We start from the raw sequence: 25,126 nt of genomic DNA, 5'->3' as shown, positions 1-25,126 counted from the left end.
GGCCATCAGTTGCAATCGTAGTTGACCCCTTGCCTTCGCACCTTGCACCTGCTCACTCTTTGCCTCCCCGTTGTTCAACTGCAGGAATCGCTGCCCTGCTGACCTTGATCATTTAGTTTGAATGTAGTATAGTTGGTAGGTGAGATAGTTTGAATATCAAATTAAAGGCCGGTCGCTTCCGAGTGCTGGCGCGTAGCGTAGGGAGCGTTGGCACGGCGGCCAGGCGAAGGAGGGAGGGTATGAGCGGAGAGTCTGGTAGTATCAGTCAGATGAGAGCCGTGACCATTTCACGTGAATATGGCAGTGGTGGGGGAGAGATTGCCAAAAGACTGGCTGAGCGGTTAGGCTGGCATCTGGTGGATCACGAAGTTGTGGTCCAGGTGGCGCGGGAGCTAGGAGTCAGTGAAGAAGAGGCGGCAGCGCGCGATGAGCATGTTGAGAGCTTGCTCTCACGAATCCTCACCAGCATGCAAGGCATTGCGCCAGCAGTCTATCCGGCCATCTACGACGAAAGCACACCAGTAGCTCTCTTTACCAATCCCGAAGAATATCGCGAAGCCGTCAATCGCGTCATCAAGGGGGCCTTTGCCGTTGGGCACGTCGTTATTGTCGGGCGCGGGGCCCAGGTTGTGCTGGGTGATCGGCGAGATGTTCTGCATGTGCGCATTGTGGCCTCGCTGGAGAGGCGTGTACCCTACGTGATGCGCCGTGAGGGTCTGGATGAGCACGCGGCGCGCTCGCGTATCCAGAGCAAGGATCATGATCGCGAGCGCTATCTGCAGACTGAATATCGGCGGCACCCTGCCGATGCGCATCTCTATGACCTGGTGGTCAATACCGATGTGCTCGATCTGGATAGTGTCGTCGATCTGATTGTACTGGCCCTGGAGCGCAAAGCGCGCCGTCTGAATGTGTCGGAACGGGAGCTTGGTCCAGGTGCGGGTCTGGCTCCCTACAGTGGTCGCCCCGGCGACCTGCGCCCTCCTTATGAGCGAGCCTCGGGCAAGGTCTAGGGAGGCTCTGCCAGGCCAGGCGGCCAGCGAGAACGAGTGAAACGGCACAGGGCGGCGCCAGCCCCCAGGCATCAGTCAAGACCGGGCTGGCGCCTTCCACAAGAGTTGCTTATCTGTGGCTGCCCGAGACGCTGGCGGCCTTTTTCTCTGGTCGTTGTATTCATAAAGTGAAATGTATTGTTTGAAGAGTATGTAGAGCAGGAAGAAGGTGAGCGAGAGCGGTATGGCACGGAGTGAGACACTACAGCGACAGGTACAGGTCAGTGGAGAGCGGCCCCAGCTTGGCCCACATTACAAGTGGATTGCGCTATCGAACACCACGCTGGGCATGTTGATGGCCACCATCAACTCCAGCATCTTGCTCATTGCGCTCCCAGCGATATTCACCGGCATCGGCATCAATCCGCTAGCGCCTGGGGAGACCAACTATTTCCTCTGGTTGCTGCTAGGCTATATGGTTGTTACGGCCACGCTCCTGGTGACCTTTGGACGCATCTCCGACATGTTCGGGCGTGTCCGTATGTACAACCTGGGATTTGCCATCTTCACCCTGGGGAGCATCCTCCTTTTCTTAACGCCAGGCAAAGGCAACGCAGCGGCCCTGGAGCTGATCATCTTCCGCCTGGTCCAGGGCGTGGGCGGTGGCTTCCTCTTTGCCAATAGCACGGCCATCCTGACCGATGCCTTCCCGCCGCATCAGCGAGGCATGGCGATGGGCATCAACCAGATTGCCTCGATCCTCGGCTCCATCATTGGTCTGATTCTGGGTGGCATTCTGGCGACCATCAACTGGAGAGTTGTCTTCCTGGTCAGTGTGCCCTTTGGACTCTTCGGAACTGTCTGGGCCTACTGGATGCTGCGCGAGACAGCGACCATTCGAGGCCATCAGAAGATTGACTGGCTGGGCAACATTACCTTTGCACTGGGCCTGACCATCTTACTGATTGGCATCACCTATGGTCTTGAACCGTATGGCAATCAGCCGATGGGCTGGACCAATCCTTTGGTCATTTTGGCGATTGTGGTCGGGATCATTCTGTTGGTAGCCTTCGTCTTCGTCGAGCTGCACGTCAGCGATCCCATGTTCCGTCTGGATCTGTTCAAGATCCGCATGTTCACTGCGGGCAATCTGAGCAGCCTGCTAGCTAGCATTGCGCGTGGTGGCCTGCAGTTCATGCTGATCATCTGGTTGCAGGGAATCTGGCTGCCGCTTCACGGCTACAGCTTTGAGGAGACGCCACTGTGGGCCGGCATCTACATGCTGCCACTCATGATTGGCTTTATCGCCTTTGGACCGTTGAGCGGTTGGCTGTCCGACCGCTTTGGGGCGCGTCTCTTCTCAACCCTGGGCATGGTTATCCAGGCGTTGGGCTTCCTCTGCTTGACTTTCCTGCCGGCCAATTTCGACTACATCTGGTTTGCGCTGATTCTGCTGCTGATGGGCATTGGGCAGGGAATGTTTGCGGCCCCCAATACGACGGCCATTATGAACAGCGTACCAGCGGACAGGCGCGGCGTGGCTTCTGGCATGCGTTCGACCTTCCAGAACTCGGCCACGGTCATGAGCATCGGCATCTTCTTTAGCGTGGTGACCATTGGTCTGGCCACGGCTCTGCCCCCAGCGCTGGCCTCGGGCCTCACAGTTGCTGGGGTCCCTGTGGCGGTGGCGGATAAGATTGCTCATCTGCCGCCTACCTCGGCCCTCTTCGCCGCTTTCCTCGGCTACAACCCAATGGCCACCCTGCTGCCGGCTGCGGTGCTGCAGCACATCGCCCCGGCGCAGCGTGCCCACCTGCTTGGGAAGGAGTTCTTCCCTAATCTCATCGCCTCGCCGTTCATGTTCGGTCTACGGGCCGTCTTCTACCTCTCGCTCGTGCTCTGCCTGCTGGCGGCAGTGGCCTCGCTGCTGCGTGGCCGGCGTTATATCCATGACGTCGAGGCCGGGACGCTGGCAAGCGAGACGCAACAGATGGCTGCTGCTCCTACCCAGGGAGGGGCTAAAGACTAGGAAGGATGCCGTTGGCGGTTGGCAGAGGCCAGAGGCGAGCGCGGGCCAGCCGGATTGGTCTCCGGTCCCGGTCCCGTGCTCGCCTCGTTTGGGCGGAGTACGCTATACGCTGTCAGGGCCGCTCTCCTGTGTTGGAGCCTGTCTGTCCACAGGAGGCCCTGCCCTGCTGTCCGTGGCTAATCCTCGTTCAGGCGCAAGGTGCGAGCCACAGTCAGGCGTGTCACCAGCGATACAATCAAGGTCAGTGCCAGTAAACAAATGAAAGCTAAAGCGGCCAGCAACGCGAGCAAGGTCGGTGGAAAAATGAGTTGCACAGAAGGCACGCGCTGCGAGACATAGAGGGCAGTACCACTGAGAGAGGTGCCGGAGCTAGTGCTCGGGGCGCCGGTGAAGATGAGGGCCGGTACCACCAACCAGACGAGCACGAGGCCGAAGACAGTTCCCAGGGCGATTGCCATCACGTAGATTAGCCCTTGTTCCCAGGCCAGCGTTGCGGCGAGCTGGCGGGTACTGCTACCCAGGGCGCGCAGCACAGCAAATTGTAGGAGACGACTGCGGGTACTCTGCCAAGAAGCCAACAGGTTCCCAACGAGAGCGAGTAGCAGGGCGGCAATTACCCCGAGCGTTAACAGGCCCAGGAGATCAAGATAGAGCGGCTCGTTGCGTAATTCCTCTAACAAAGCGCGCCGATCATAGACCTGTGTTAGCTCTATGTCGCTATTCGTGAGCAGAAGGCGGAGATGCAGCAGATCCGCGGTATTCTCCGAAGTGCGTAGCCAGAGGTAATTGAGTGGTAGCAGGTCGCTGCCAACGGCGAGAGCTGGCCCTTCAAAAATATCCGCGTAGGTCTGGTAGTCGACCAGGACGCCCCCCGCAGGAATGCCGTTAGCGGCATTCCCCTGGGGACTGGAAAGCACAGTAGGGATCGCCTGCACCTGGTCGATGACAACAAAAGAGGTCTCGATGGGCGGCGAGCCGGGCGTCGCTGTCACGGTCAGCACCAGGGTTGAGCCAGTGGAGAGATGCAACGACTCGGCAGCGGCTGCGTCGATGATGGCCGGCACCAAATGATGGGCCTCGCCCCAGCTGCGGCGGGCCTGCAAGAGAGCGATCAGCGTAGGCAACGCCGGGTCGGAACCCTGCCGCGGCCAGAGAGCTGCCTGCGCAAAGGTTGCGCTATCGATGGCTCGCAAGGCAACGGGAAGCTGCAGAGAGCCTCCGGCGCTGGCAGTGGTGGCAAAGCCAACCGAGGCAGCCAGTACCCCGGGCAAGTGTCGATAAGAGGCAGTCAGATCCGCCAGATCATCCAACCGCCCGGTGAAAGCCAATGGCCCGCTAAAGTCGGCCCCTACCGTGTAGGTTGAGACGTCCAGGGCTCGCTGCGTCTGTGAGCTGAGAAAGACCAGACTGAAGATAGCAAAGGCCGTGGCCAGGGCCAGCAGCAGGGTCATACGCGCCGGCTGGTGCGGCGAGCGCTCCAGTTGAGCCACTGCCAGGAGAGGAGCAGCCCCGCGCCGTCTCGCTGCCAATCTGCTTGCCAGTGCCAGTATTTGTGGCAAAAGACGTAAAAATAGCAGAATAGCGGCCAGTAGCAAGCAGACTGCGCCGAGGAGTGAGAGCGGAGAGAGCAAGAGCAGGCGCAGGCGAGCATCGAGCACATTGCTGTTCACGAAGTAGAGAGAGAGGCCGTAGCCAGCCAGCATCAGGAGCAAGAAGACGATATCCAGATGCAGGCGGCGCCAGAGCGGGCGATGGCTTGCTCGCGTCATTTCACGACGCAGGCTGATGATATTCGAGCGGAGCGGGCGCCAGAGTCCTGTGAGCAAAGCCCCCAGAGCGGCAAGAGCAGTCAGTCCTGCTGACCAGCCCAGGGACGGCAGGAGGGAGTGCCAATCCTGGGACAGCAGGCTCAAGACGCTCGGGCTACTGACTGGTAGGAGGCGAGCGGCCAGCCACTGCACCAGCAGCCCGGCTCCCCCCAGGCCCAGTAGCAGGGCGAGCACGCTCAGCAGCAGGCCCTGGCAAGCAAAAAGGCCAAAGATCTGGCTGCGGCTCAAACCGCGGCTGCGCAGGACGGCAATCGCTTCGCTCTGGCGAGCGACCAGCAGATCGGCGATGATGCTCACGAAGAAGAGCAGCAGCGACACGACGAGCACCAGGATAGCGGTAATCGGTATGCTTACCAAGGCAACACTATTCTGATATTGTGTGAGAGTATCAGAAGCCAGAGAGACGGTCGTGCCTGTGACAAACGGCACCTGCGTCAGGGCATTCGGACTATCCTCGGCGCTGCGATTGGCCACATCGAGCTGCAGGTTGTGCGCACCACTGCTAATGGCCGAGAGCTGATCGATCGTAATCCGTGCTGGCTGCAGCTCATAGAGCCAGCAGAGCACTGGTTGAGTCGTCAGAAAAACGGGATCCTGCTCGCGTTGCAATTGTTGATAGAAGCTATCCAGCACCGTCACCAGGGTAGTGGTATCGGCCAACACGGTATAGTCCGCACCTTCTCCACTGAGGCCCATCCCCTGATGGTCAGCGCTCAGGAACGTCTCCTGATGCCAGAACGGATCTTCGTCCAAGCTGGTCCCGTGGTACTGGTTGGCGAAAATCCCCGTGATGTGGAGCGTCAGCGTGCGGACGCGGCGCCAGCTAGATGAGATATCACTGGTCAATCCTGGTAAATCGTAGACCAGCTGAATAGTCAGAGTTTCACCGACATGGAGCTGCCAGCGCTGGGCCTCCTGCTGGCTGAGGGCGATAGCCAGGCTGGCTCCTGTGGTAGTCACCTGACGCCGTGCCTGCTCCGCTGTCAATGCTGGGGGCAGACTGCCCGAGACGACGGTCAGGTGCTGAGCGGCCTGGCTGATAGGCTGTGTAAAAAGGGCCAGGTCATCAACTGCAGGATTCAGGAGCTGACCGTTGCGTGCCACCACCTTCTGCCAGGGAACCTCGAGCGAGAGGTGCAGCGGTCCGATGTAAGGGCCAAGATACCGATGGACATCCTGATCGATAGAGTCGGTGATAGAGCTAAGCACAGCGGCGTCGATCTGCTGTGTTGTTGCCTGCACAAATACCGCGCGATTTTGGGGGCTGGCCAGCAGGACTGCCCGCAAGCTCGCCGTCATAGCCAGCGTCGAATAGAGCGGTCCCGAAGCGGCGAGGATGACGGCGGCCAGCATACCAAGCCCGGCAACCAGCAACAGGCCGCGGCTACTTCGTGCACGCCACCAGGCCAGGCGTAAGACGGGAGGGGCGGGGACGAGCCTGCCGCGCTGGGGTGACCCTGATGGCTGAGATGAGGGTCTCTGTGCGGGCGAGCGACGCTCGGTGGTGGCCATCGGCTTCTACCTCCTCTCCTATGACTGCCAACCTGGTTGACGTAGGGTTCCATCTGAGATTTCAAGCACGCGGTCGGCCAGCGTCACGGCCTCGGGATCGTGGGTAGCCATCAGCAGGCCAATCCCTCGCTCGTGGGCTACTTGGCGCAGCAGCTGCATCATCGTGCGAGCCGTGGTCGTATCCAGGTTGCCCGTTGGCTCATCTGCCACAAGCAAGCGTGGCTCATGTACCAAAGCTCGGGCCAGGGCCACTCGCTGCTGTTCGCCGCCAGACAGCTCAAGGCCGCGATGGTGCAGACGGTGAGCCAGCCCCACGCGTTCCAGGGCCGCCTGGGCCCGCTGGCGGCGCTCTTTCGACTCCATATGCACCAGGCGCAGAGGCACCTCGACATTCTCCTGAGCCGTCAATGATGGGAAGAGATGTGCGTTTTGGAAGACCATGCCAACAGCCTCACGACGCAGGCGAGCGCGGGCCTGCTCATTCAGGCGGCGCAAGCGCTGCCCGAGCAAGATCACCTCGCCGTCGGTGGGATCGTCGAGACCGACCAAAATATGAAGCAGGGTAGTTTTGCCTGAGCCGGAGCGTCCACGCAGGACCACGAACTCTCCAGGCTCGATACGCAGCGTTACCCCGCGCAGGGCCTGTACTACACTCTGCCCACTACGAAACTCCCGCCGGACATTGTAGGCCTCAACCACCGCGGGGGCCGGCGACTGAAAAGCTCGACCACCCCGGAGTGGACGCTGATCAAAGTCAAGCTGCTCTTCCATTACGGCTGCTCCTCCCTCGGCTCGCAGCTGTTCGCGCCTACTGCAGGTCCCCCGTTGAGCAGGCTACCGACGGGCCAGAGTTCTACATGGTCGCTGGCAATCACTACCTCAGCGCGTCCATGAAAAGGAATCCGCTCCAGGGCCTCCTTGGGAAGCTGGAGCCGTCCCACGCGGTCAATCAGCACTGACTCGCGGTGGGTCTTGCTGGGCAAGGCAATCACTGCGCTGGCGGTGGACAGATGAGAGGGGATGCTTGGCAGGGGTGCCTCGCGGCGCACTGTCTCTGTGCTCGTGCGCCCATCGCGAATAGCAATCACCCGGTCCACATTGGCGGCCAGAGCTGGATCATGGGTCACCAGCACGATAGTCAGGCCCAGCTCCTGATTGAGGCAGCGCAGCAGCTGGAGGATCTCCCCCGCCGTCTGCGAGTCCAGCTCACCTGTCGGCTCATCGGCCAGCAAGACCTGGGGCCGATTAGCGAGAGCCACGGCAATGGCTACGCGCTGCTGCTCTCCGCCCGAGATCTGGGCCGGCAGGCGCTGGGCAGCCGTTTCCAGGCCGATCAGGTGTAGCAGCTCGCGTGCCCGTCGAAGGCGCTCGCGGCGCGCAACCCCACTTAAGAGCTGCGGCAGCTCGATATTCTCCTGTAGGCTCAGCTCTGGCAGCACATTGCGCCCGCTCTGTTGCCAGACATGACCAACCACGAAGCGTCGATAGAAGAGGCGCTGTCGTTCGTTCATGCGGGCCAGATCGTAGCCAGCCACCAGGCAGCGCCCGGCACTGGGACTGTCGAGGCCGCCCAGGATATTGAGCAAGGTCGTCTTGCCTGAGCCGGAGACACCGACTAGAGCCAGCATCTCGCCGGGCTGGACCTCCAGATCCAGCCCCTGTAAGGCCACTACCTCCAGATCAGCCACCTTATAAATCTTGACCAGATTCTCACAGACAATGACTGCTGACGTCATAGAGACTCCTTAACAACATTGCAGCCTACCTATCTAATCCTCGCTGACTCGCAGCACATAACTCACGGCAGGGCGCGAAACGGTGCTCGTCATCATTCCCAAGGCGAGGGCGAAGAGTCCCAGCAGGAGGGCAGGAATGGCAGGGAGCCAGGCAGGGATGGCGAGTTGCACAGGCGGGATGCTCTGCGCCACATAGAAAGCCCCCAAGGAAGCCGCTGCCGGGGCATTGCCGCTGGTAGCAGTAAAAACCAGGGTCGGTACGCTCAGCCAGGAGAACAAGGCTCCCAGACCGATGCCGAGAGTCAGAGCGAACACATAGATCAAGAGCTGCTCCCAGGCCAGCGTCGCGGCAAGCTGTCCAGGACTGCCGCCCAGGGCTCGCAGCACGGCGAACGCTGTCAGGCGACGGCGCACGCTCAGCCAGGAGGCCGTCAGGCTTCCGAGGACGGCCAGCAGCAGCGCACTGGTGGCTCCGATCGTCAAGACTCCAATCAGATCTAGATAGAGCGGAGCATGCAGCAGTCCGGCGCGTAGCGAGCGCCGATCAAGCAGCGGCGAAAGCGCCAGTGCCCCCTTGCTGAGTTGCTGGCGCAGTGCGGCCAACTGGCTGCCATCGTCCATCGTTCTGAGCCAGGCGTAATTGAGAGGGGCCTCCTGGGCGACGAAGGCTTTCGGAAACTGGCTCTGTAGGACAGAGATATAGGTCCTATAGTCAATGAGCACGCCACCTGCAGGGATATCGTCGCTTGACGAGCCGCTCGGCAGAGATGAGGAGACAATGGTGGGAATAGCATCAACTGTCGCTATATCCTGAAAGGCGAGAGAGATCTGACCGTCACTACTATTCAGCGTAAAAGTCTGATGGGGCTGGATCTGCAAGGACTGAGCGGCATTGACATCGACAATAGCGGGGATGACATGGGTTACTATCGCCCTCCCTTGGGCAGCGACCAGTGCTTGCATCAGCGTGGAGAGAGGCACAGCGGAGTCCGCCCGTGTCCACTCGGCTGTACGGGTGAATGTCTCGGTATCGACCGCCCGTAGAGCAATCGGCAGATCCTGAGTCCCGCCCCCTAAGAATGTCGTAGACTGGCCGAGCGAAGCCGAGAGCACACCCGGCAGTCGGCGATAGGCCGCTGTCAGCCTCGCCAGCTCATTAGGCGCATGAGACTGCAAGAGTGCACCGCTGAAATCGGCACCTACCTGGAAAGCGCTGCTATCGTCGCTACGCTGAACCTGCGAAGCCAGCAGCACCTGGCTGAAAAGCAGGCAGGCAGTTGCCAGAGCCAGTAGCAGCGTCATACGCAGCGACTGGCGTGGAGCGCGGGCCATTTGGGCCAGGGCCAGCAGCGGAGCCAGGCCCCGGCGGCCTGCCGCCAGATGTGCTGCGGCTGCTAGAATCAACGGGAAAAGACGCAGGAGCAGTAGCAGGCTGGCGATAACTAATAAGAGTGATCCCAGCAGCGTGAGTGGGGCCAGCAAGATCAGACGAGTGTGGGCATCGAGCACATTCGAATTCGTCAAATAGAATGCCATCCCATAGCCAGGCAGCATCAGCAGGGCGGCCACCACATCGAGATGGAGACGCTGCCAGAGCGAGACCTGGCTTGTACGAGCGGCCTCGCGGCGAAGGGCCAGCACATCGGAGAGCGTCGCGCGTCTGATCGTGAAGGCCATCGTTAGCAAGCCCACCAGAGTAGCGGCCAGGGCATAGCCGCCGAGCGAAAGCAGGGTCTGCAGTGGCTGGCTGATCAACAGCTGCTGCGTGAGCTGCTCGCTCTCTGGCAGGAGCACATGGGCCAGGCTGAGCGCCAGGGCGATGGCCAGGAAGGGACCGCCAACCAGGGCCAGCAGTGCCAGCAGCAGGGCCTGGAAAAAGAACATGCCAGCAATCTGCAAGCGGCTGGCGCCCCGGCTGCGCAAGATGGCCACTGCCTCACTTTGACGATCGATCAGCAAATCGGTCATGATCGCGATAAAAAAGAGCACCAGGGCCATCACCAGCGTCACCAGAGAGAACAGAGGAATCGTGGCCGTGTTCATCTGATCGTAAAACTCCTGCAAGGTGTCGCTGGGGAGATTCACCTGCAGGTGCTCTATCAGAGGCGGAGTATTCAGCCCTGGGTTGTTGACAACATCGCTTTCAACCTGATCGATATTGGCAAACAGCAGATAGAGATCGCTGATACTGGCCTTCTGAGGATCGATACGGTAGAGCCAGGAAAGCGTGAAAGGTTCTTCCAAAACAAGGCCGTGCGTCTGCTGTCCGAAACGGTCGAAGAGAGCCAGCAGGCTCTCGGTGGTCGTCAGGAACGTTGATTGTAGGCCCAACGGCTGGCCGTCGCTGACCCCACGAGAGGAAGTCGTAAAGGTCGCGCCCTGCCAGAACGACGGGTCGGTGTGGGGTGAGAAGATTCCCACCACGCGGAGCGTCACATTGTAGACGACGCGCTGAGTAGGAATCTCCACATAAGCAAACTGCACCGTAAAGGTCGAACCAGGGTGAGCCTGCAGCTGGCTGGCTTCCTGCGAAGAGATGGCGATCTCCAAGATATCCGATGAGGGGGAAGGCAGCGTTGCCTGGGGAAAACGGCCTGTCAGCAAGGCCGCGTGGGAGGCCAGGCTGGCCGCTGGTTCTGCCACTAGCTGAGCCTCGCTGCCGCTTAGGGTCTGGGTGCGTGTGTCTAGAAGCGGAACAGGGGAAGTAGCGATGGAGAGATTAGCGGTACTCAAATAACTTCCCAAGAGGCGCCGGAACTCCTGATCAAGCAGAGTGGAAGCATGGCTGAGTCCAGAGAGAGAGAGCTGTTCCGCACTGCTCTGTACCAGAATATCGGCGCTTTGGGGCCGAGAGTGGAAAGCGTCCTGCAAGCCCAGGGAGAGCGTCAGGGCGGAGTAGAGAGGTACAGTACAGAGAATCGTGACCGCTGCCAGCAGGCCCAACGCTGTCAGCGAAAGCAGGCCCCAGGTGCGACGCAGGCGCCAGAAAGCCAACCTGGCAAGCGAGCGTGAACTGGCCTCGCCGCCATTGCCAACAGTGGGAGCCGGCCCAGCAGAACGACGAGCGGGTAGAAAGCGAGCCATGTTCTTTCCTTCCCGATGCGATGCTAGACAGCGGGTGATCCACCGTTGGCGGCACGCTAAGCAGCGCTTCCCCTCCCTGGAGACGGGAGACAGGCGAGCGTGTCCAGGCACCCTCTGTTAACAAAGAAAGGAGCAAGGGGTAGTGAGAGCAATAGGCCGTCCTGGAGACATGTGGATACCCTGCCGTCCCTCTATAGAAGAAAACGAATAAATGAGCTGAAAGTCGCAAGCATCTGTCTCTAAAGGGAGAATGGAGGCAGCGAAGTGGAGCGAATGCCTGCGGGGCAGGAGGTGCTGCTGGAGCCTGCTGGCTCTGTCCCAGCGCGCAGAGGGACTGGTGAGTGCCAACAACCTATTCAAGTTTTTTTGCCAATGAATAAGCAACCGTTAGGTCAAAAGCGCCGGCGCAGCTCGCTGCGGCCCGGTCCCTCCTGTTGTCTTGCGGCTAGAGAAGCCGGGCTAATAGCGTCAGATCCACAGCTCAATGGGTTGCTTTGTCCCGGTCAAGTTTGATAAACTAACGACCGGTAGGGGCATCAACGTTGCTGTGCGGACGCTCAAAGACGGATACGCACACGCGCGTATGCCGAGCGCCGGGCTTGCCTGAGCGTCTCGCTTCTCTTTATTCATTGTGCTCGTTGGGCATATTTATCGGGCTATGCCACTGGTTTTTCGGTCTCCGCTCAGGAGCCTGTGCGGGTAGGCATACGGCGGGAGGACAAAGCCGTTGCCAACGTGCCCTAAAAGGAGAACACTCTATGACAATGATGATGAGCCGGAAGGCCCTGGAAGAATATGGGCTGATGAACCTGGGCAAGATTCACTGGAATCTTGCCCCGGCTGTCCTGGTTGAGCATGCTCTGGCGCGCGGGGAGGGAGTGCTGGCCTCGAACGGCGCGCTTGCTACCAAGACCGCCCCACATACGGGGCGCTCTCCCAAGGATAAATATATTGTCTCGAATGAAGAGTCGGCGTCACGCATCTGGTGGGGCGAGAATAACCACCCGATGGCGCCGGAGCATTTCGAAATGGTGCGTCGCAGCCTGGCTGCCTATCTGCAGGGGCGCGATGTCTATGTGCTGGATGCCGCTGCCGGGGCTGATCCGGCTTACCGCATACCGCTGCAGGTCATTACGGAACTGGCCTGGCATAATTTGTTCGCGCGCCAGCTCTTCCTGCGTGTGAGGGATGAGGATCTGGCCAGCGAGCGCCCGGGCTTCACGATTCTCTGCGTGCCCAATTTCCATACTGACCCACGGACCCACGGCACGCGCTCAGAGACGGCCATCATTATCGACTTTGAGGAACGCCTGATCTTGATCGCTGGGACCCACTACGCGGGCGAGATGAAAAAAGCGGTCTTCACGGTCCTCAATTTTATGCTGCCAGCCCAGGGAGTCCTGCCGATGCACTGCTCGGCCAATGTGGGGGAGAAAGGCGATGTGGCGCTCTTTTTTGGCCTCTCGGGTACGGGTAAGACGAGCCTGTCTGCTGATCCGACACGTCGCCTGATTGGCGACGATGAACATGGCTGGGGCGATACGGGGATCTTTAACTTCGAGGGCGGCTGCTATGCGAAGTGTATCAATCTCTCACGCGAGCATGAGCCGCAGATCTGGAACGCCATGCGTTTCGGCGCCATCTATGAGAATGTCGTCCTCGATGAGAAGACGCGCGAGCCGCGCTATGAGGATGCCTCGATTACTGAGAATACACGTGCGGCCTACCCGGTCGATTTTATCGACAACGTGGTCCTGGAGGGTCGGGCCGGTCATCCCCAGGCGATCATCTTCCTCTCTGCAGATTCCTTCGGGGTCCTTCCTCCGATCTCACAGCTGACGACAGAGCAGGCAATGTACTATTTCCTCTCCGGCTACACCAGTAAGCTGGCGGGGACGGAGTCAGGAGTGACGACGCCGCAGGCCACATTCAGCCCATGCTTTGGAGCGCCTTTCCTGCCGTTGCGTCCCGGAGAATACGCCAATCTGCTACGTGAGCGTATTGTCGCTCACAAGGTGCGTTGCTACCTGGTCAATACGGGCTGGACCGGTGGTCCCTATGGGGTGGGACGGCGCATCAACATCAACTATACGCGAGCGATGGTACGAGCGGCGATCAGCGGCGAACTGGAGGGGGTGGAGACAATCACGGACCCTGTCTTCGGCCTGCATGTGCCTGTAGCCTGCCCTGGGGTGCCCGCGGAGCTGCTCAATCCTCGCAGTACCTGGCCTGATCCTGAAGCCTACGATCGCCAGGCGGCAGAGCTGGCGGCGCGTTTCAAGGAGAATTTCAAGCAGTTTACGCTGCCAGGTGAGGAAGTACGCGCTGCCGGGCCGCGCTGAGCTGCTCCCTGTGGCCGACCAGACCACGGCAGAGACTGAAGGGCTGCACCGCTTGCTCGCGGGTGCAGCCCTTTTTAGCATTGGCGGTGTCGGCCCGTATGAAGGCTGAGCCGCCCTCGCTAGTGGTCTTGCTCTGGTTCTAGCCGCTGTCCCTTGTGCTCCTGCAAAGCACGCACATAGGCGATGAAGCGCCGTCCTCGCTCAAATTCGTTCTGGAACATGCCGAAGCTGGTGAAGCCGGGCGAGAGCAGCACGACGTCTCCTGGCCGGGCCAAGGCTACAGCGGCGTCGAGGGCCTCCTCAAAGCGGTTGAAGATCCCCTGAACCGGGTCAGGGCGTCCCTGTCTGGCAGCTTCGGCGCGCAGGGCAGGCAGCAGCTCCTCTGTCCCGCTGCCCTGGAGCAAGAGCACGGCGCGGCAGCGCGCCACAATCTGAGCTGGCCAGTCTTCCAGCGGCAGATGTTTGCTGTTGCCGCCAGCGATCAGGATCAGAGGCTCGTTGAAGGCCATCAGGGCCATGCGTCCGGCGACCGGCGTGGTGCTGGTCGTATCGTTGATATAGCGCACGCCATCGATAGAGGCCACCTCTTGCAGGCGGTGTTCGACGCCGCGGAACTGGCGCACGGTGCTGGCGATGATCTCATCCGGGATCTCTAGCAGGCGGGCGACAGTAGTGGCCAGCAGCACATTTTCCAGGTTATGCCGCCCGGGCAGAGGAGTGTCACGGAAGATAAAAGGCAGCAGCTCGTTGGAGCCACGGGGAAAGCTGCCGCCGCGTTCAAGGCTGGCGAACCAGGTGCGGCCTGGAGCCTCCTCGCCGAAGCGACGTGTCCAGGGATTATCGTAGTTGAAGACGGCCAGGTCTTCGGGCCGCTGATAGCGGAAAATATTGGCTTTGGCCGCGCCGTATTCTTCCATACTGGCGTAGGTGTCGAGGTGATCGGGGTAGAGATTGGTCATGACGGCCACAGCAGGGCTGATGTGGTGTTGCTCGAAGCCCTCCAGCTGCCAGCTTGACATCTCCAGGACCACCAGGGTTTCGGGCCTGATCTGGGGCAACAACGAGAGCGTTTCGACGCCAGCAACGTTGCCGCCGATAACCACGGGCTTGCCGGCAGCGCGCAGGATCTCGTAGATGAGCGTGGTGGTAGTGGTCTTGCCACGTGTGCCGGTGACGCCGATGGTGCGTCCCGGACAGGCAAGCATAAAGAGCGCCAGCTCCATCTCGATCTGGGCGCCGTGAGCGCGGGCGATCTGCAGGTAGGGTGAATTACGTGGAATGCCCGGGTTGCGGATAACGATTTCGGCCCAGCGGAAGTCTTCTTCGCGATGTTCGCCGAGGATGAACTCAATGGGAAGGCCCGCCAGGGCGCGAATGCTAGGTGCCAGCACGTCCGCCGGCTTCTTATCGGTCACGCGCACGATGGCGCCCTGCTCAGCAGCATAGCGAGCTGCGGCGATACCTGAACCCTGCAAGCCCAGCCCCATGACCAAAACGCGTTTCCCGCGTAGCTCCATCCGTCAACAGCTCCTCTTCTCCGCTCCCCCAGAGAGGGCAGTCTCATCAGCAGTATATAGGAGGTTGTATAGCAGCCTGGGCGCGCTGCTGTCAAGCCCCTGCTCTGGAACAGGAACGCGGCTGAACGCCGGTCTGGCTGTCAACCATGCGGACCGCTCGTCTGCCAGCCGGGCCAGGAGCTTATGTGTGGGATGAAGAGCTGTCCTCCGCTTCGCTCTCGGGACGGCGTGGCACGAGGTGAATATCGATGTCGTTGCTCAGGCGGAGCAGGCGATTGACCAATGAGCCGCGCAGCAGCTCCTCCCAACGGTGGCGTGTTGGGAGGCCCAAGACGATCAGGGTGACGCGGCGCTCGCGGGCGATGGTAGCGAGCGCCTGGGCAATGTCAGGGCTGCGCACATGGAGCACCTCGGCCCCCAGGTCCTCAGCGAGCAAGGCGTGTGCTTCAAGACGGCGCCGCGCCGCCTCCTCCTCAGCGCGCAAGCGACGGCCATATTTGAGCAGGCGCACCAGGCGTGCCGTCACAGAGGCGAAGCCAGTTGGCTCTACGGAGACGGCGATCAGCTGAGCCTGGAGGCTGTGCGCCAGGCGCCAGGCATCGCGGATCACCTGGCGGCTGTGAGGACGGTGATCGAAGCCGACCAGGACGCGCTCGCAGGCTGGCCAGAGCTTATTGATCCTATGCGAGGCCATGTATTGCTGCAGCTGGGCCTCGGTCTTCTCGGCAGTGCGCCGGAGGGCCAGCTCGCGCAGGGCCGTCAGGTTCCCCTCGCGGAAGAAATTATTAAGGGCGGCATCGATACGCTCGCGAGGATAGATGTTGCCATGTTTCATGCGCTGGCGTAGGGCATGGGGTGAGATATCGATCAGCTCAACCTCGTCGGCCTGGTCGAGAATCCAGTCGGGCAGCGTCTCGCGCACGCGCACGCCCGTGATGTTAGCCACAATGTCATTGAGGCTCTCCAGGTGTTGGATATTGAGGGTAGTCACCACATCGATGCCGGCCTCCAGCAGCTCCAGCACATCCTGGTAGCGCTTTTCATGTCTGGAGCCGGGGACATTGGTATGGGCCAGCTCATCGACCAGCACCACCTGGGGACGTCGTGCCAGAACGGCCTCCAGGTCCATCTCTTCCAGGGTCAGGCCGCGGTAGGCGCTCTTCTTGCGAGGGATGATCTCCAGATCGCCGATCTGCTCGGCGGTACGTGGACGCCCGTGGGTCTCGACGTAGCCGATGACCACATCAGTTCCGCGGCTCTTGCGTCGGTGACCCTCGTTGAGCATCGCATAGGTTTTGCCTGCTCCCGGGGCGGCGGCCAGGTAGATGCGAAGGCGCCCACGGCGGCCTGAAGAAGGCCGTGGAGGGCGTGCCCCCAGTGCTGGGATTGGGCCTGTAGCCGGCCTGTGGTTGCTGCCAGCCGCCCCGGCTCCCTGTTGGGGTTGCTGCTGCCCGGCCAGATCCTCATCGCGCAGGCCGTAGCGCTGCAGCAGTTCCTCGGGAGAGGGGCGCCCATCGCTGGGCTCGCGGCTTTCTCTCTGCTCGCTCATAATCGGCAGGCTCCTCCCTGCTGGGCTGTGGGCCTCTCCAGCTGATCCATTTCCTCAGTTGCTCGACCTGCCCTAATGTTTGAGGGCGTCGAGCGCCAGATTCAGATCGAGCACATTGACATGAGGCTCGCCGAAAATGCCCAGAAAGCGCCCCTGAACGTGGCTCAGTACAAGCTGGCGCACCGTTTCCTGACTCAGCCCGCGCGCCTTGGCCACACGCGGCACCTGGTAGAGCGCGGCGGCTATCGAAATGTCAGGGTCCAGGCCCGAGCCGGAGGCCGTTACCAGATCGGCGGGCACCGGACCCGGTGGAGCATCCGGGTTCTCGCGTTTCAGCTCGGCAATACGCTGCTGCACCGTCTGCACCAGGACCTTGTTAGTGGGTCCGAGGTTAGAGGCGCCGGAATTCTCTGCATTGTAGGGCTGGACGTGGCTACCGTCATTGCTCAGCGTGGCCGAGGGCCGTCCATGAAAGTACTTGGGCGAGGTCCAATACTGGCCGATCAGCTCTGAACCGACCAGCCGGCCATCGGCATAGCGCAGGCTGCCGTTGGCCTGGTAAGGAAAGAGCAGCTGCGCCAAAGCGGTGACCACTCCTGGGTAGAGCAGGCCCAGCAGAATAGTGAGGAGCAGCGTTAGCATCAGCGCCGGGCGCAGATACTCGCGCAAGAGAGACTTCAATGACAGATGCATGGTGCTCATCCCCTTGAACAAGATGGCCTAGAGCGTTAAGTGCAACAGCGAGAGCAGCAGATCGATAAGCTTGATGCCCACGAAGGGGGCCACGATGCCACCCAGGCCGTAGATCAGCAGGTTACGCCGCAGCAATGGCCCGGCCCCGAACGGGCGGTATTTGACCCCGCGCAGGGCCAGCGGAATCAGGGCGATGATGATCAAGGCGTTAAAGATGACCGCCGAGAGCACCGCGCTGTGTGGGGTAGCCAGGCCCATAATATTCAGAGCATTCAGCTGTGGATAGGTAGTCGAGAAGGCCGCTGGGATAATGGCGAAGTACTTCGCCACATCGTTGGCGATGCTGAAAGTAGTCAGGGCGCCGCGTGTGATCAGCAGCTGCTTGCCGATCTCCACGATCTCGATCAGCTTCGTCGGGTTTGAATCGAGATCGATCATATTGGCGGCCTCTTTGGCGGCCTGCGTGCCACTATTCATAGCGACGCCGACATCGGCCTGTGCCAGGGCGGGGGCATCGTTGGTTCCGTCGCCGGTCATGGCCACCATGCGTCCGCCGGCCTGCTGCTCGCGGATCAGCTTCAGCTTGGTCTCTGGTGTAGCCTGGGCCAGGAAGTCGTCGACGCCGGCCTCGCGAGCGATCGCCGCTGCAGTCAGCGGGTTATCGCCTGTGATCATAATCGTACGAATACCCATGCGACGCAGCTGCTCGAAGCGCTCGCGCATGCCGCCCTTGACAATGTCCTTCAGCTCGATGACGCCCAGTACGCGGGCCTGCTCCTGATGATCCTGGCCGGTGCGCCAGGTCTCAGCGACCACCAATGGTGTACTTCCAGCGCGAGCAATCTCATCGACCGTGCGCTGCAGCAGCTCACCATGTGTGTTATCGCCGCCATGTTCGTGCACATAGGCTATAATCGCTTCAGCAGCCCCTTTGCGAATGGTGCGCACAGGGGGAGCCGCCTCCTCCTCGCCCCTAACACTGGCAGCCTGTCCGTCGGTATCAGCCAGCACATCGAGACCGCTCATGCGGGTCATGGCCGAGAAAGGCACGAAGCGGCTAGCCTGCTGCTGGAGGCTGGCCTCCTCGCCGATTGCGGAGCGTTCGCGGGCCAGCGCCACAATCGAGCGGCCCTCGGGGGTCTCGTCGGCCAGGCTAGCCAGCAGAGCTGCCTGGGCCAGGGCCTGCTCGTCGATGCCGGGCAGGGGCAGAAAGCGCGTGGCCTGGCGATTGCCCAGAGTGATGGTCCCCGTCTTATCGAGCAAGAGCACATCGATATCGCCGGCGGCCTCTACGGCGCGCCCGCTCATAGCCAGCACGTTGCGCTGCACCAGGCGATCCATGCCCGCGATGCCGATAGCGGAGAGGAGGCCGCCGATGGTCGTCGGAATCAAACAGACCAGCAGGGCGATGAGCGTTGTGATCGAGACCGGGCTTCCCGAGTAGATGGCAAACGGTTCCAGGGAGACTACGACCAGCAGAAAGATGATGGTCAGGCTGGCCAGCAGAATATTGAGGGCGATCTCATTCGGGGTCTTCTGGCGCTGCGCCCCCTCGACCAGGGCGATCATGCGATCGAGGAAAGTTTCGCCAGGATTGGCGCCGATGCGCACGATAATCCAATCCGAGAGTACGCGTGTCCCGCCAGTCACAGCGCTGCGGTCGCCGCCGCTCTCGCGGATGACCGGAGCCGACTCGCCGGTGATGGCCGATTCGTCGACCGCCGCCACGCCCTCGATCACCTCGCCATCGCCGGGAATGACATCGCCAGCCTCCACCAGCACATAGTCGCCTTTGCGCAGGGCGGGTGCGGGCACCTCCTCCCAGGGAGCCGAGCGCTCGGGACGGCGCAGGCGCTTGGCCATTGTGGTCGTCCGCGCGCGGCGCAGTGTTTCAGCCTGGGCCTTGCCGCGTCCCTCGGCCATTGCCTCTGCGAAATTGGCGAAGAGCACCGTAAACCAGAGCCAGAGACTGACGGCCAGCACAAAGAGCGTCTCGTTATGTAAACGCGCGGCAGGAAAAGCCGGCCCGGGGGCGGTCAGCAGCAGGCGCACGAACTCGATAGTCGTGATCACGCTGCCGACCTCCACCACGAACATCACCGGATTCTTGATCTGCCAGCGCGGATCAAGCTTGCGGAACGCATCCAGTAAGGCCTGGCGCACAATCTGCGGATCAAAAGACGAAACGGCTCCTTTGCGCCGTGTCTTCCACGGTCGCACTTCCAGTGTGTGACTGCTCATTCTTCAGAAGGTCCTTCCTGCCAGCATCAGCAAATGTTCAACAATTGGCCCGAGGGCGTAAGCCGGGAAGTAGGTCAAGGCTCCCACGATCAGGATCACTCCCACCAGAAGCGAGACGAAGAGCGGCCCCGTCGTCGGGAAGGTGCCTGGTCCGGCGGGGACAACGCGCTTGCCGACGAGCGAGCCGCCAAAGGCCAGAATGGGGATCAGGAAGGCGAAACGCCCGATCAGCATAGCCAGAGCCCCGGTCCAGTTGTAGAAAGGCGTATTGCCAGCTAGGCCGGCGAAGGCTGAACCGTTGTTGCCGTTCGAGGAGGTATACAGGTAGAGAATCTCTGAGAGGCCGTGCGGGCCAGTATTCGTCGTCAACGAAGCCAGGCCCTGGGGCAAGACGCTGGCCACGGCGGCGAAGCCCAGGACCGTGGCCGGGCTAATCAGCAGAGCCAGAGCAGCCATCATGACCTCTTTACGCTCGATCTTCTTCCCGAGGTACTCTGGCGTGCGCCCTACCATCAGCCCGGCGATAAAGACGGTCAGGATGGCGAACATCAGCATGCCGTAGAGGCCCGAACCGACGCCGCCGAAGATCACCTCACCCAGAGCGATATTGGCCAGAGGCACCAGACCGCCAAGCGGCGTATAGCTGTCAAGGAAGCTATTGACTGCTCCACAGGAAGTGGCGGTTGTCGTCACTGTAAAGAGCACGGAGTCAGTGATGCCGAAGCGCACCTCCTTGCCCTCCATGTTACCGCCGGGCTGCAGGGCGGAAGCCTGCTGGTTGTCCCCCAGATGCGCGAGCAGGGGGTTCCCGCCTTGCTCGGCGGGCAGGGCCACAGCCAGGCCGAGGACAAAGAGGATGGCAGCGGCGGCCCACAAGGCCCAGCCCTGACGGGTATCGCCGACCATGCGTCCGAACATATAGAACATGGCGGCCCCGATGCTGATGATCGCCAGCATCTCGATCAGATTCGTCAGGGCCGTCGGATTCTCATAGGGGTGGGCTGAGTTGGCATTGAAGAAGCCACCGCCATTGGTCCCCAGCTCTTTGATAATCTCTTGGGAAGCTACTGGCCCCTGAGCAATGACCTGCAGGCCGCCATCGAGTGTATGGACGACCGTGTAAGGATTGAAATTTTGGACCACGCCCTGTGAAACCAGTACCAGGGCCCCGACCAGGCAGATGGGCAGCAGGATATAGAGCGTGGCGCGCGTCAGGTCGACCCAGAAATTACCAAGGTGCTCGGCGCTGTGGCGGGCCAGGCCGCGTACTAAGGCCACAGCCAGGGCCATACCGGTGGCCGCCGAGATAAAGTTATGGTAAGCCAGGCCGACCATCTGGGTCAGGTAGCTCATAGTCTGCTCGCCGGCGTAATTCTGCCAGTTCGTGTTCGTCGTAAAACTGGCGGCGGTGTTAAACGCCAGCTGTGGCTCAACTGGCCCCAAATGCTGCGGATTCAGCGGCAGCCATTGCTGTGTCCGCTCCAGCCCGTAGAGCAAGAGCATGCCAGCCAGATTAAAGACCAGCATGGCGATCACGTAGCCGGTCCAGCGTTGTTCCCGTGCGGGATCAATGCCGCAGGCGCGGTAGAGAAAGCGCTCTAGCGGAGCGAAGACCGGCGACAGCCAGGTGCGCTCGCCGTTGAAAACCCTGGTCATATAGAGACCAAGCGGCTTCGTCAGCGCTAGCACAAGTGCTAAAAAGAGCGCAATCTGTACAAAGCTGTTGAAAGTAATAAACATTGCAAAAGCCATCCCCTATGGCTGAATGAGAGATTTAGAAGCGCTCCGGCTTCAGTAGTGCGATGAACAGGTAGATCAGCAACAGCAACGCGCTCAAACCGGTCAGCAAGTACTCCAGTGGTGTATTCATCGAGAGAGCTCCTTCGTCCTTCTGCGGGGCCTGCTCACAAGCGCTCGCAGGCTAGCGTGAAACCGACAAAGATCAGGAATATGAGCAAGGTCACCAGCACAATCAGCAAATCAAGCATAGAGCCACTCCTCAGAAGCCAGCCTCTCTGTATCTGGTAGGGCGGAAGAATGGGCAACCTGCTCCCCTCGCTGGCGGGCACAGGCTCTGGCAACCAGCCGCAACACGGCGCCAAGTGGGCAGAGACGCGGCAGACAGGCCAGCGGACGCAGCTCGGCTCTGTGCCATACCTGAAGCGGATTAGCAGACAACAGGATGACAGGGAGACAGGGATCGCCTTGCTCCGTAGCATGTGGAGCAAGTAAGCCACGTGCGCGGGCCTGGCGTAGCAGACCCCAGCCAGTATCGTCGCTCAGGGCCAGATCGACGATCAGCAGAGCGGCTTTTCTCCCTGTAAGCTGAGCCAGGGCTGCCGCCGCAGTCTCGCAAAGTGTCGTCTCGTAGCCCTGAGCTTGCAGTGCCCGCTGCAGCAGAGGGCCGAGGAATACATCACTGGTCGCAATCAAGATATGTTCCGTTTTCATCGCTTAATATATACCTCTGCTCTATAGAGCATAATAAAACCAGCAAGCCGTGATTGATAGCTTTCTAGCGCCTCTGGCCTTAGTGATGCTATCTAACGAGCGCTGCCGATGCGAGCCAGTCGTCCAAGGCTGTGGACCTTCAGCCAGGCGCAGAACCGTTGCACAAGTGAGAGACCTTCAGACTGCTCTGGTAGGTAAAAAAGCATCAGGGGTACCAGGCGCTCGCGCACGAGCCGCTGGACCTGTGATGCGGGCAGCAGAGCGTCACCGTGCGGACGGCGGATGACGAGAACTCGATCGCAGGCAAACTCGTGAGCAAAGCTCACAATGCTTTGCCCGACATCCTCGGTCAATAGCTCATAGGCTTCGCCTTTGACCCTGTAGCGCTGGCGCTTCCAGCGCACCACTTCCAGGAAATCCTGTGACTGCTGCCAGTGCTCGGCGCGCAGCTTATAGGGCGAGCGTGTCGTTGCCCCTGGCAGCAGAGAGAGCGCGATCAAGCTTGCTCCCTCCAGAGCGGCGAGACGCATAATGGCATCGATCGCCTCTACATCGACCTCCCAGCTAAAGGGGAGTAACCAGCGTCGGCTCATCTTGATCTGTCCCTTCTTGCGGCTTCGCCATCGCATCGCCACCGATAGCGGAGCCTTGGCACTTCTCTGCTTCGGCTTGCTCTCAGCTAGAGTGTAGAGCAGGATTGCTCAGGATGCGTTCCGAGTTTGTCCCACTTTGCTCAAGCTTTTCTCCAGAGGGCGGGGCAAGGACTCAAGACAAACTCAAGGCTCTGAAGAGTCAAGCTCGCGAGCAGCCTCGACCTCATCGCTGAAGCGGTAGCCCACGCCGGGAATGGTCAAGATCAGGCGTGGCTCGCCGGGTCGAGGCTCGATCTTCTGCCGGAGCTGTGCCACATAGACGTGGAGGCTATGCATGCGATCATACGAGGCTGCACCCCAGAGCATTTGCAACAACATCTGGCGTGTCAGCAGCTTACCGCGATGCGTTACGAAGATCCTCAGCAGTTCATACTCAGTCGGGGTCAGAGCTACATCGTGTCCATTGAGCAGCACCCGGCGACTTCCCAGGTCAACCACCAGCGGCCCGATGCGCACCTGCTCCTCCGCAGAATGTCCATTTTGTCGCTCCAGCCGGCGCAAGGCCACGCGGATACGGGCCAGCACCTCGGCGATCCCGAACGGCTTGGCCACGTAGTCGTCGGCCCCCAAATCCAGGGCCTCTACCTTATCGTGCTCGCTATTTTTCACCGAGAGCACGATGATTGGCGTCGGCGAGACAGCCCGGATACGGCGACAGACCTCCAGGCCACTTACATCGGGCAGCAGCAAATCGAGCAGCACGAGGTCGGGATGAGTGCGGCTGAACAGCGCCAGCGCCTCCTCTCCGCTGCCGGTACTCTGGACCCGGTAGCCGTGAGCCATCAGACTGCGCTCCAGAGCGCCAGCCAGTTCCGGCTCATCTTCGACCACCAGGATGGTGGCCCCAAAGCTCGCCATAGTATGACACCTCCCGCAGCCAGGCAGCAGAACCGAACCATCTGTCTCTCCGCTGCCACTGGTCCGTTTGTCCTTACCTACCCTCGGCAAGGGCCAGTATAGCCTGAGAACGGTCAAAAAACGGGCAGAAGTTCGGGGTCTGGTTCTCAGGATTTCCTCAAAAAATGGCCCTGTTCCGCCGCGACGCCTCTGCTCCCGGAAAGCAAGCTGCCAGCTATGTCGAGTTGGAAGAAGGAGAGACCTTGCAATAAGGAGGGGGTGGAAGGAAAGAAGAGCTGTTGAAGCTGGACAGGACCTTTGCCTGCCCTCACACCCGTGCGAGGAGGGCCATCAAGGGCAGATGGAGACGATGGGTCAGGAGTCGGGAATGTTGCCTGTAGCCGTCCTGGCCCATCGTCGCCTGGCCGAGAGAGAAGGGGAAAAGAAAAGCCAGATGTCAGCGGCCTGTGCCTGAGAGGGCCACTTAGCCCCAGACCTCGCGCGCCACGCTGGCCACCAATTCCAGCTTGCGGCGCTGGTCTTCGAGCGATAGGCGATTCCCTTCGATGGTAGAAGCGAATCCACACTGCGGGCTAAGCGCCAGCCGCTCCAAAGGAATATAGCGCGTCGCCTCCTCGATACGCCGGCGCAGCTCATCGCGGCTTTCCAGCCGTGGCTTCTTCGTCGTCACCAGACCCAGGACCACAAAGCGATCCTCTGGCATATAGCGCAGTGGCTCGAAGCCGCCCGAGCGCTCATCGTCGTATTCCAGCAAGAAGCGCTGGAAATGCGTCTTCTGGAAGATGCGAGCGATTGGTCCATAATCGCCGCTGGCATAAAACTTGCTTTGATTATTGCCGCGGCAGATATGGATACCGAACGTAATTCCCGGATGGCCATCGATAATGGCGTTATCCAGCTCGATGCAGCGATCGATGAGCTTCTCGGGGTCGTTGCCGCGCTGGCGATAGCCCTCGCGGATCTGGGGATCGAGCAGGGCAGCGTACTGAGGGGCATCGATCTGGATATAGGTGCAACCCAGGCGGATCAACTCCTCGACTTCGCGGCGGGAGATATCAACGATATCGGCGAGGTAGGCATCGAGCGTAGGGTAAGCGCCCTTCGACTTCTCAGGATCGTAGTAGGCCGCGGCCTGCTGAGCGCTAATCATGGTCACCTTACCAGCGTGCTTCTTGCGCGCACGCAGATAGACCCACTCTTCGCTGCACATATTGCGGCGCCAGCGCAAGCGATCCACCACCACTGGACGGCGCATTACCAGCTCCTCGCCGCTCTCATCGCGAAAAGGAATAGCCCAGCCGCCATACTTATCAAAGCCGTCGAGGGCCTCGATGAGATGGCCGAAGAAGGCATAGCGTCGCTGCTCTCCATCGGTAATCACCTCGATGCCGGCCTCCTCCTGCAGCGCGATCGCCTCATCGACGGCTCGGTCCTCGATGGCCTTAAATTCGGCGGCGCTGATCGCTCCCTCCTCTAACTGCTGGCGCGCTTGATGGAGATAGGGGGGACGGAGCAGACTGCCGATTACTTCGCTATGGTAGACCATTGCGCTTCTCCTTCTTCCTTCATGCACTTCTCGTTCTTCTGACTCACTGACTGACCCCTCTCCCTCTGACCCGCAGTCGTAAGCGAGGGAGAGG

At 60.7% G+C, this 25,126-nt stretch carries 17 protein-coding genes; 3 read left to right on the top strand and 14 right to left on the bottom strand.

Annotated elements, in window-relative coordinates:
• Nucleotides 1-239: 239 nt before the first annotated feature.
• Nucleotides 240-1,013, top strand: a complete 774-nt coding sequence (locus A4R35_RS05340; RefSeq protein WP_112427255.1) for a cytidylate kinase-like family protein — start codon at nucleotides 240-242, stop codon at nucleotides 1,011-1,013.
• Between the two features lie 223 nt (nucleotides 1,014-1,236).
• Nucleotides 1,237-3,021 carry an MFS transporter gene (locus tag A4R35_RS05335; protein ID WP_112427253.1) on the top strand — a complete coding sequence of 595 codons (1,785 nt, stop codon included), beginning with the start codon at nucleotides 1,237-1,239 and terminating at the stop codon, nucleotides 3,019-3,021.
• A gap of 176 nt (nucleotides 3,022-3,197) precedes the next feature.
• Here A4R35_RS05335 and A4R35_RS05330 read toward each other — a convergent pair whose 3' ends face one another.
• Genes A4R35_RS05330 through A4R35_RS05315 form a run of 4 tightly spaced genes read right to left on the bottom strand, consistent with a single transcriptional unit; the run spans nucleotide 3,198 to nucleotide 11,182 of the window.
• Entirely contained in the window at nucleotides 3,198-6,362 is a 3,165-nt protein-coding gene (locus A4R35_RS05330) for an FtsX-like permease family protein (protein WP_112427251.1), read from the bottom strand.
• 18 nt (nucleotides 6,363-6,380) lie between these two features.
• Nucleotides 6,381-7,133: an ABC transporter ATP-binding protein gene (locus A4R35_RS05325; RefSeq protein WP_112427249.1), complete on the bottom strand. Its 753-nt coding sequence runs from the start codon at nucleotides 7,131-7,133 to the stop codon at nucleotides 6,381-6,383.
• The gene (locus A4R35_RS05320; protein ID WP_112427247.1) at nucleotides 7,133-8,098 is read right to left on the bottom strand and encodes an ABC transporter ATP-binding protein; all 966 of its coding nucleotides are present in this window, start codon (nucleotides 8,096-8,098) and stop codon (nucleotides 7,133-7,135) included. Before A4R35_RS05320 ends, A4R35_RS05325 begins: the two co-directional genes overlap by 1 nt.
• A gap of 33 nt (nucleotides 8,099-8,131) precedes the next feature.
• Nucleotides 8,132-11,182, bottom strand: a complete 3,051-nt coding sequence (locus A4R35_RS05315; RefSeq protein ID WP_112427245.1) for an FtsX-like permease family protein — start codon at nucleotides 11,180-11,182, stop codon at nucleotides 8,132-8,134.
• 758 nt (nucleotides 11,183-11,940) lie between these two features.
• On the opposite strand from A4R35_RS05315, the gene pckA reads away from it, so the two are divergent.
• Nucleotides 11,941-13,524 carry a phosphoenolpyruvate carboxykinase (ATP) gene (pckA, locus tag A4R35_RS05310; protein WP_112427243.1) on the top strand — a complete coding sequence of 528 codons (1,584 nt, stop codon included), beginning with the start codon at nucleotides 11,941-11,943 and terminating at the stop codon, nucleotides 13,522-13,524.
• A gap of 119 nt (nucleotides 13,525-13,643) precedes the next feature.
• Here pckA and murD read toward each other — a convergent pair whose 3' ends face one another.
• The 10 genes from murD to A4R35_RS05260 form a co-directional block, all read right to left on the bottom strand.
• Complete coding sequence (murD, locus tag A4R35_RS05305; protein WP_112427241.1) at nucleotides 13,644-15,041, bottom strand: UDP-N-acetylmuramoyl-L-alanine--D-glutamate ligase; 1,398 nt, start codon at nucleotides 15,039-15,041, stop codon at nucleotides 13,644-13,646.
• 181 nt (nucleotides 15,042-15,222) lie between these two features.
• A complete protein-coding gene (locus tag A4R35_RS05300) occupies nucleotides 15,223-16,590 on the bottom strand; it encodes a universal stress protein (protein WP_112427239.1) in 1,368 nt (455 codons plus the stop codon).
• Nucleotides 16,591-16,662: 72 nt separating this feature from the next.
• Entirely contained in the window at nucleotides 16,663-17,283 is a 621-nt protein-coding gene (kdpC, locus tag A4R35_RS05295; protein ID WP_112427237.1) for a potassium-transporting ATPase subunit KdpC, read from the bottom strand.
• 27 nt (nucleotides 17,284-17,310) lie between these two features.
• Complete coding sequence (kdpB, locus tag A4R35_RS05290) at nucleotides 17,311-19,524, bottom strand: potassium-transporting ATPase subunit KdpB (RefSeq protein ID WP_112427235.1); 2,214 nt, start codon at nucleotides 19,522-19,524, stop codon at nucleotides 17,311-17,313.
• 3 nt (nucleotides 19,525-19,527) lie between these two features.
• Nucleotides 19,528-21,264, bottom strand: coding sequence for a potassium-transporting ATPase subunit KdpA (gene kdpA, locus A4R35_RS05285; RefSeq protein WP_223258210.1), 1,737 nt, complete (start codon nucleotides 21,262-21,264; stop codon nucleotides 19,528-19,530).
• A gap of 34 nt (nucleotides 21,265-21,298) precedes the next feature.
• On the bottom strand, nucleotides 21,299-21,394 hold the full coding sequence (gene kdpF / locus A4R35_RS05280) for a K(+)-transporting ATPase subunit F (RefSeq protein ID WP_112427233.1): 96 nt from the start codon (nucleotides 21,392-21,394) through the stop codon (nucleotides 21,299-21,301).
• A gap of 110 nt (nucleotides 21,395-21,504) precedes the next feature.
• A complete protein-coding gene (locus A4R35_RS05275) occupies nucleotides 21,505-21,975 on the bottom strand; it encodes a response regulator transcription factor (RefSeq protein ID WP_112427231.1) in 471 nt (156 codons plus the stop codon).
• A gap of 92 nt (nucleotides 21,976-22,067) precedes the next feature.
• On the bottom strand, nucleotides 22,068-22,568 hold the full coding sequence (locus tag A4R35_RS05270) for a universal stress protein (RefSeq protein ID WP_112427229.1): 501 nt from the start codon (nucleotides 22,566-22,568) through the stop codon (nucleotides 22,068-22,070).
• Nucleotides 22,569-22,751: 183 nt separating this feature from the next.
• Nucleotides 22,752-23,486, bottom strand: coding sequence for a response regulator transcription factor (locus A4R35_RS05265; RefSeq protein WP_112427227.1), 735 nt, complete (start codon nucleotides 23,484-23,486; stop codon nucleotides 22,752-22,754).
• A gap of 463 nt (nucleotides 23,487-23,949) precedes the next feature.
• On the bottom strand, nucleotides 23,950-25,032 hold the full coding sequence (locus A4R35_RS05260) for a cobalamin-independent methionine synthase II family protein (protein WP_112427225.1): 1,083 nt from the start codon (nucleotides 25,030-25,032) through the stop codon (nucleotides 23,950-23,952).
• Nucleotides 25,033-25,126: the final 94 nt, after the last annotated feature.

The organism is Thermogemmatispora tikiterensis (genome assembly GCF_003268475.1).
GTDB classification, from domain to species: domain Bacteria; phylum Chloroflexota; class Ktedonobacteria; order Ktedonobacterales; family Ktedonobacteraceae; genus Thermogemmatispora; species Thermogemmatispora tikiterensis.
The sequence above is the reverse complement of the archived record's forward strand: the minus strand, read 5'-3'. Positions and strand labels throughout refer to the sequence as shown.

Coding starts and splice junctions, on each gene's coding strand:
- A4R35_RS05325 (WP_112427249.1), bottom strand. CDS start 7,133: ATGGAAGAGCAGCTTGACTTTGATCAGCGTCCACTCCGGGGTGGTCGA.
- kdpC (WP_112427237.1), bottom strand. CDS start 17,283: ATGCATCTGTCATTGAAGTCTCTCTTGCGCGAGTATCTGCGCCCGGCG.
- A4R35_RS05275 (WP_112427231.1), bottom strand. CDS start 21,975: ATGAAAACGGAACATATCTTGATTGCGACCAGTGATGTATTCCTCGGC.
- A4R35_RS05260 (WP_112427225.1), bottom strand. CDS start 25,032: ATGGTCTACCATAGCGAAGTAATCGGCAGTCTGCTCCGTCCCCCCTAT.
- A4R35_RS05265 (WP_112427227.1), bottom strand. CDS start 23,486: ATGGCGAGCTTTGGGGCCACCATCCTGGTGGTCGAAGATGAGCCGGAA.
- A4R35_RS05315 (WP_112427245.1), bottom strand. CDS start 11,182: ATGGCTCGCTTTCTACCCGCTCGTCGTTCTGCTGGGCCGGCTCCCACT.
- kdpB (WP_112427235.1), bottom strand. CDS start 19,524: ATGAGCAGTCACACACTGGAAGTGCGACCGTGGAAGACACGGCGCAAA.
- pckA (WP_112427243.1), top strand. CDS start 11,941: ATGACAATGATGATGAGCCGGAAGGCCCTGGAAGAATATGGGCTGATG.
- A4R35_RS05330 (WP_112427251.1), bottom strand. CDS start 6,362: ATGGCCACCACCGAGCGTCGCTCGCCCGCACAGAGACCCTCATCTCAG.
- kdpF (WP_112427233.1), bottom strand. CDS start 21,394: ATGAATACACCACTGGAGTACTTGCTGACCGGTTTGAGCGCGTTGCTG.
- A4R35_RS05300 (WP_112427239.1), bottom strand. CDS start 16,590: ATGAGCGAGCAGAGAGAAAGCCGCGAGCCCAGCGATGGGCGCCCCTCT.
- A4R35_RS05320 (WP_112427247.1), bottom strand. CDS start 8,098: ATGACGTCAGCAGTCATTGTCTGTGAGAATCTGGTCAAGATTTATAAG.
- A4R35_RS05340 (WP_112427255.1), top strand. CDS start 240: ATGAGCGGAGAGTCTGGTAGTATCAGTCAGATGAGAGCCGTGACCATT.
- murD (WP_112427241.1), bottom strand. CDS start 15,041: ATGGAGCTACGCGGGAAACGCGTTTTGGTCATGGGGCTGGGCTTGCAG.
- A4R35_RS05270 (WP_112427229.1), bottom strand. CDS start 22,568: ATGAGCCGACGCTGGTTACTCCCCTTTAGCTGGGAGGTCGATGTAGAG.
- A4R35_RS05335 (WP_112427253.1), top strand. CDS start 1,237: ATGGCACGGAGTGAGACACTACAGCGACAGGTACAGGTCAGTGGAGAG.
- kdpA (WP_223258210.1), bottom strand. CDS start 21,264: ATGTTTATTACTTTCAACAGCTTTGTACAGATTGCGCTCTTTTTAGCA.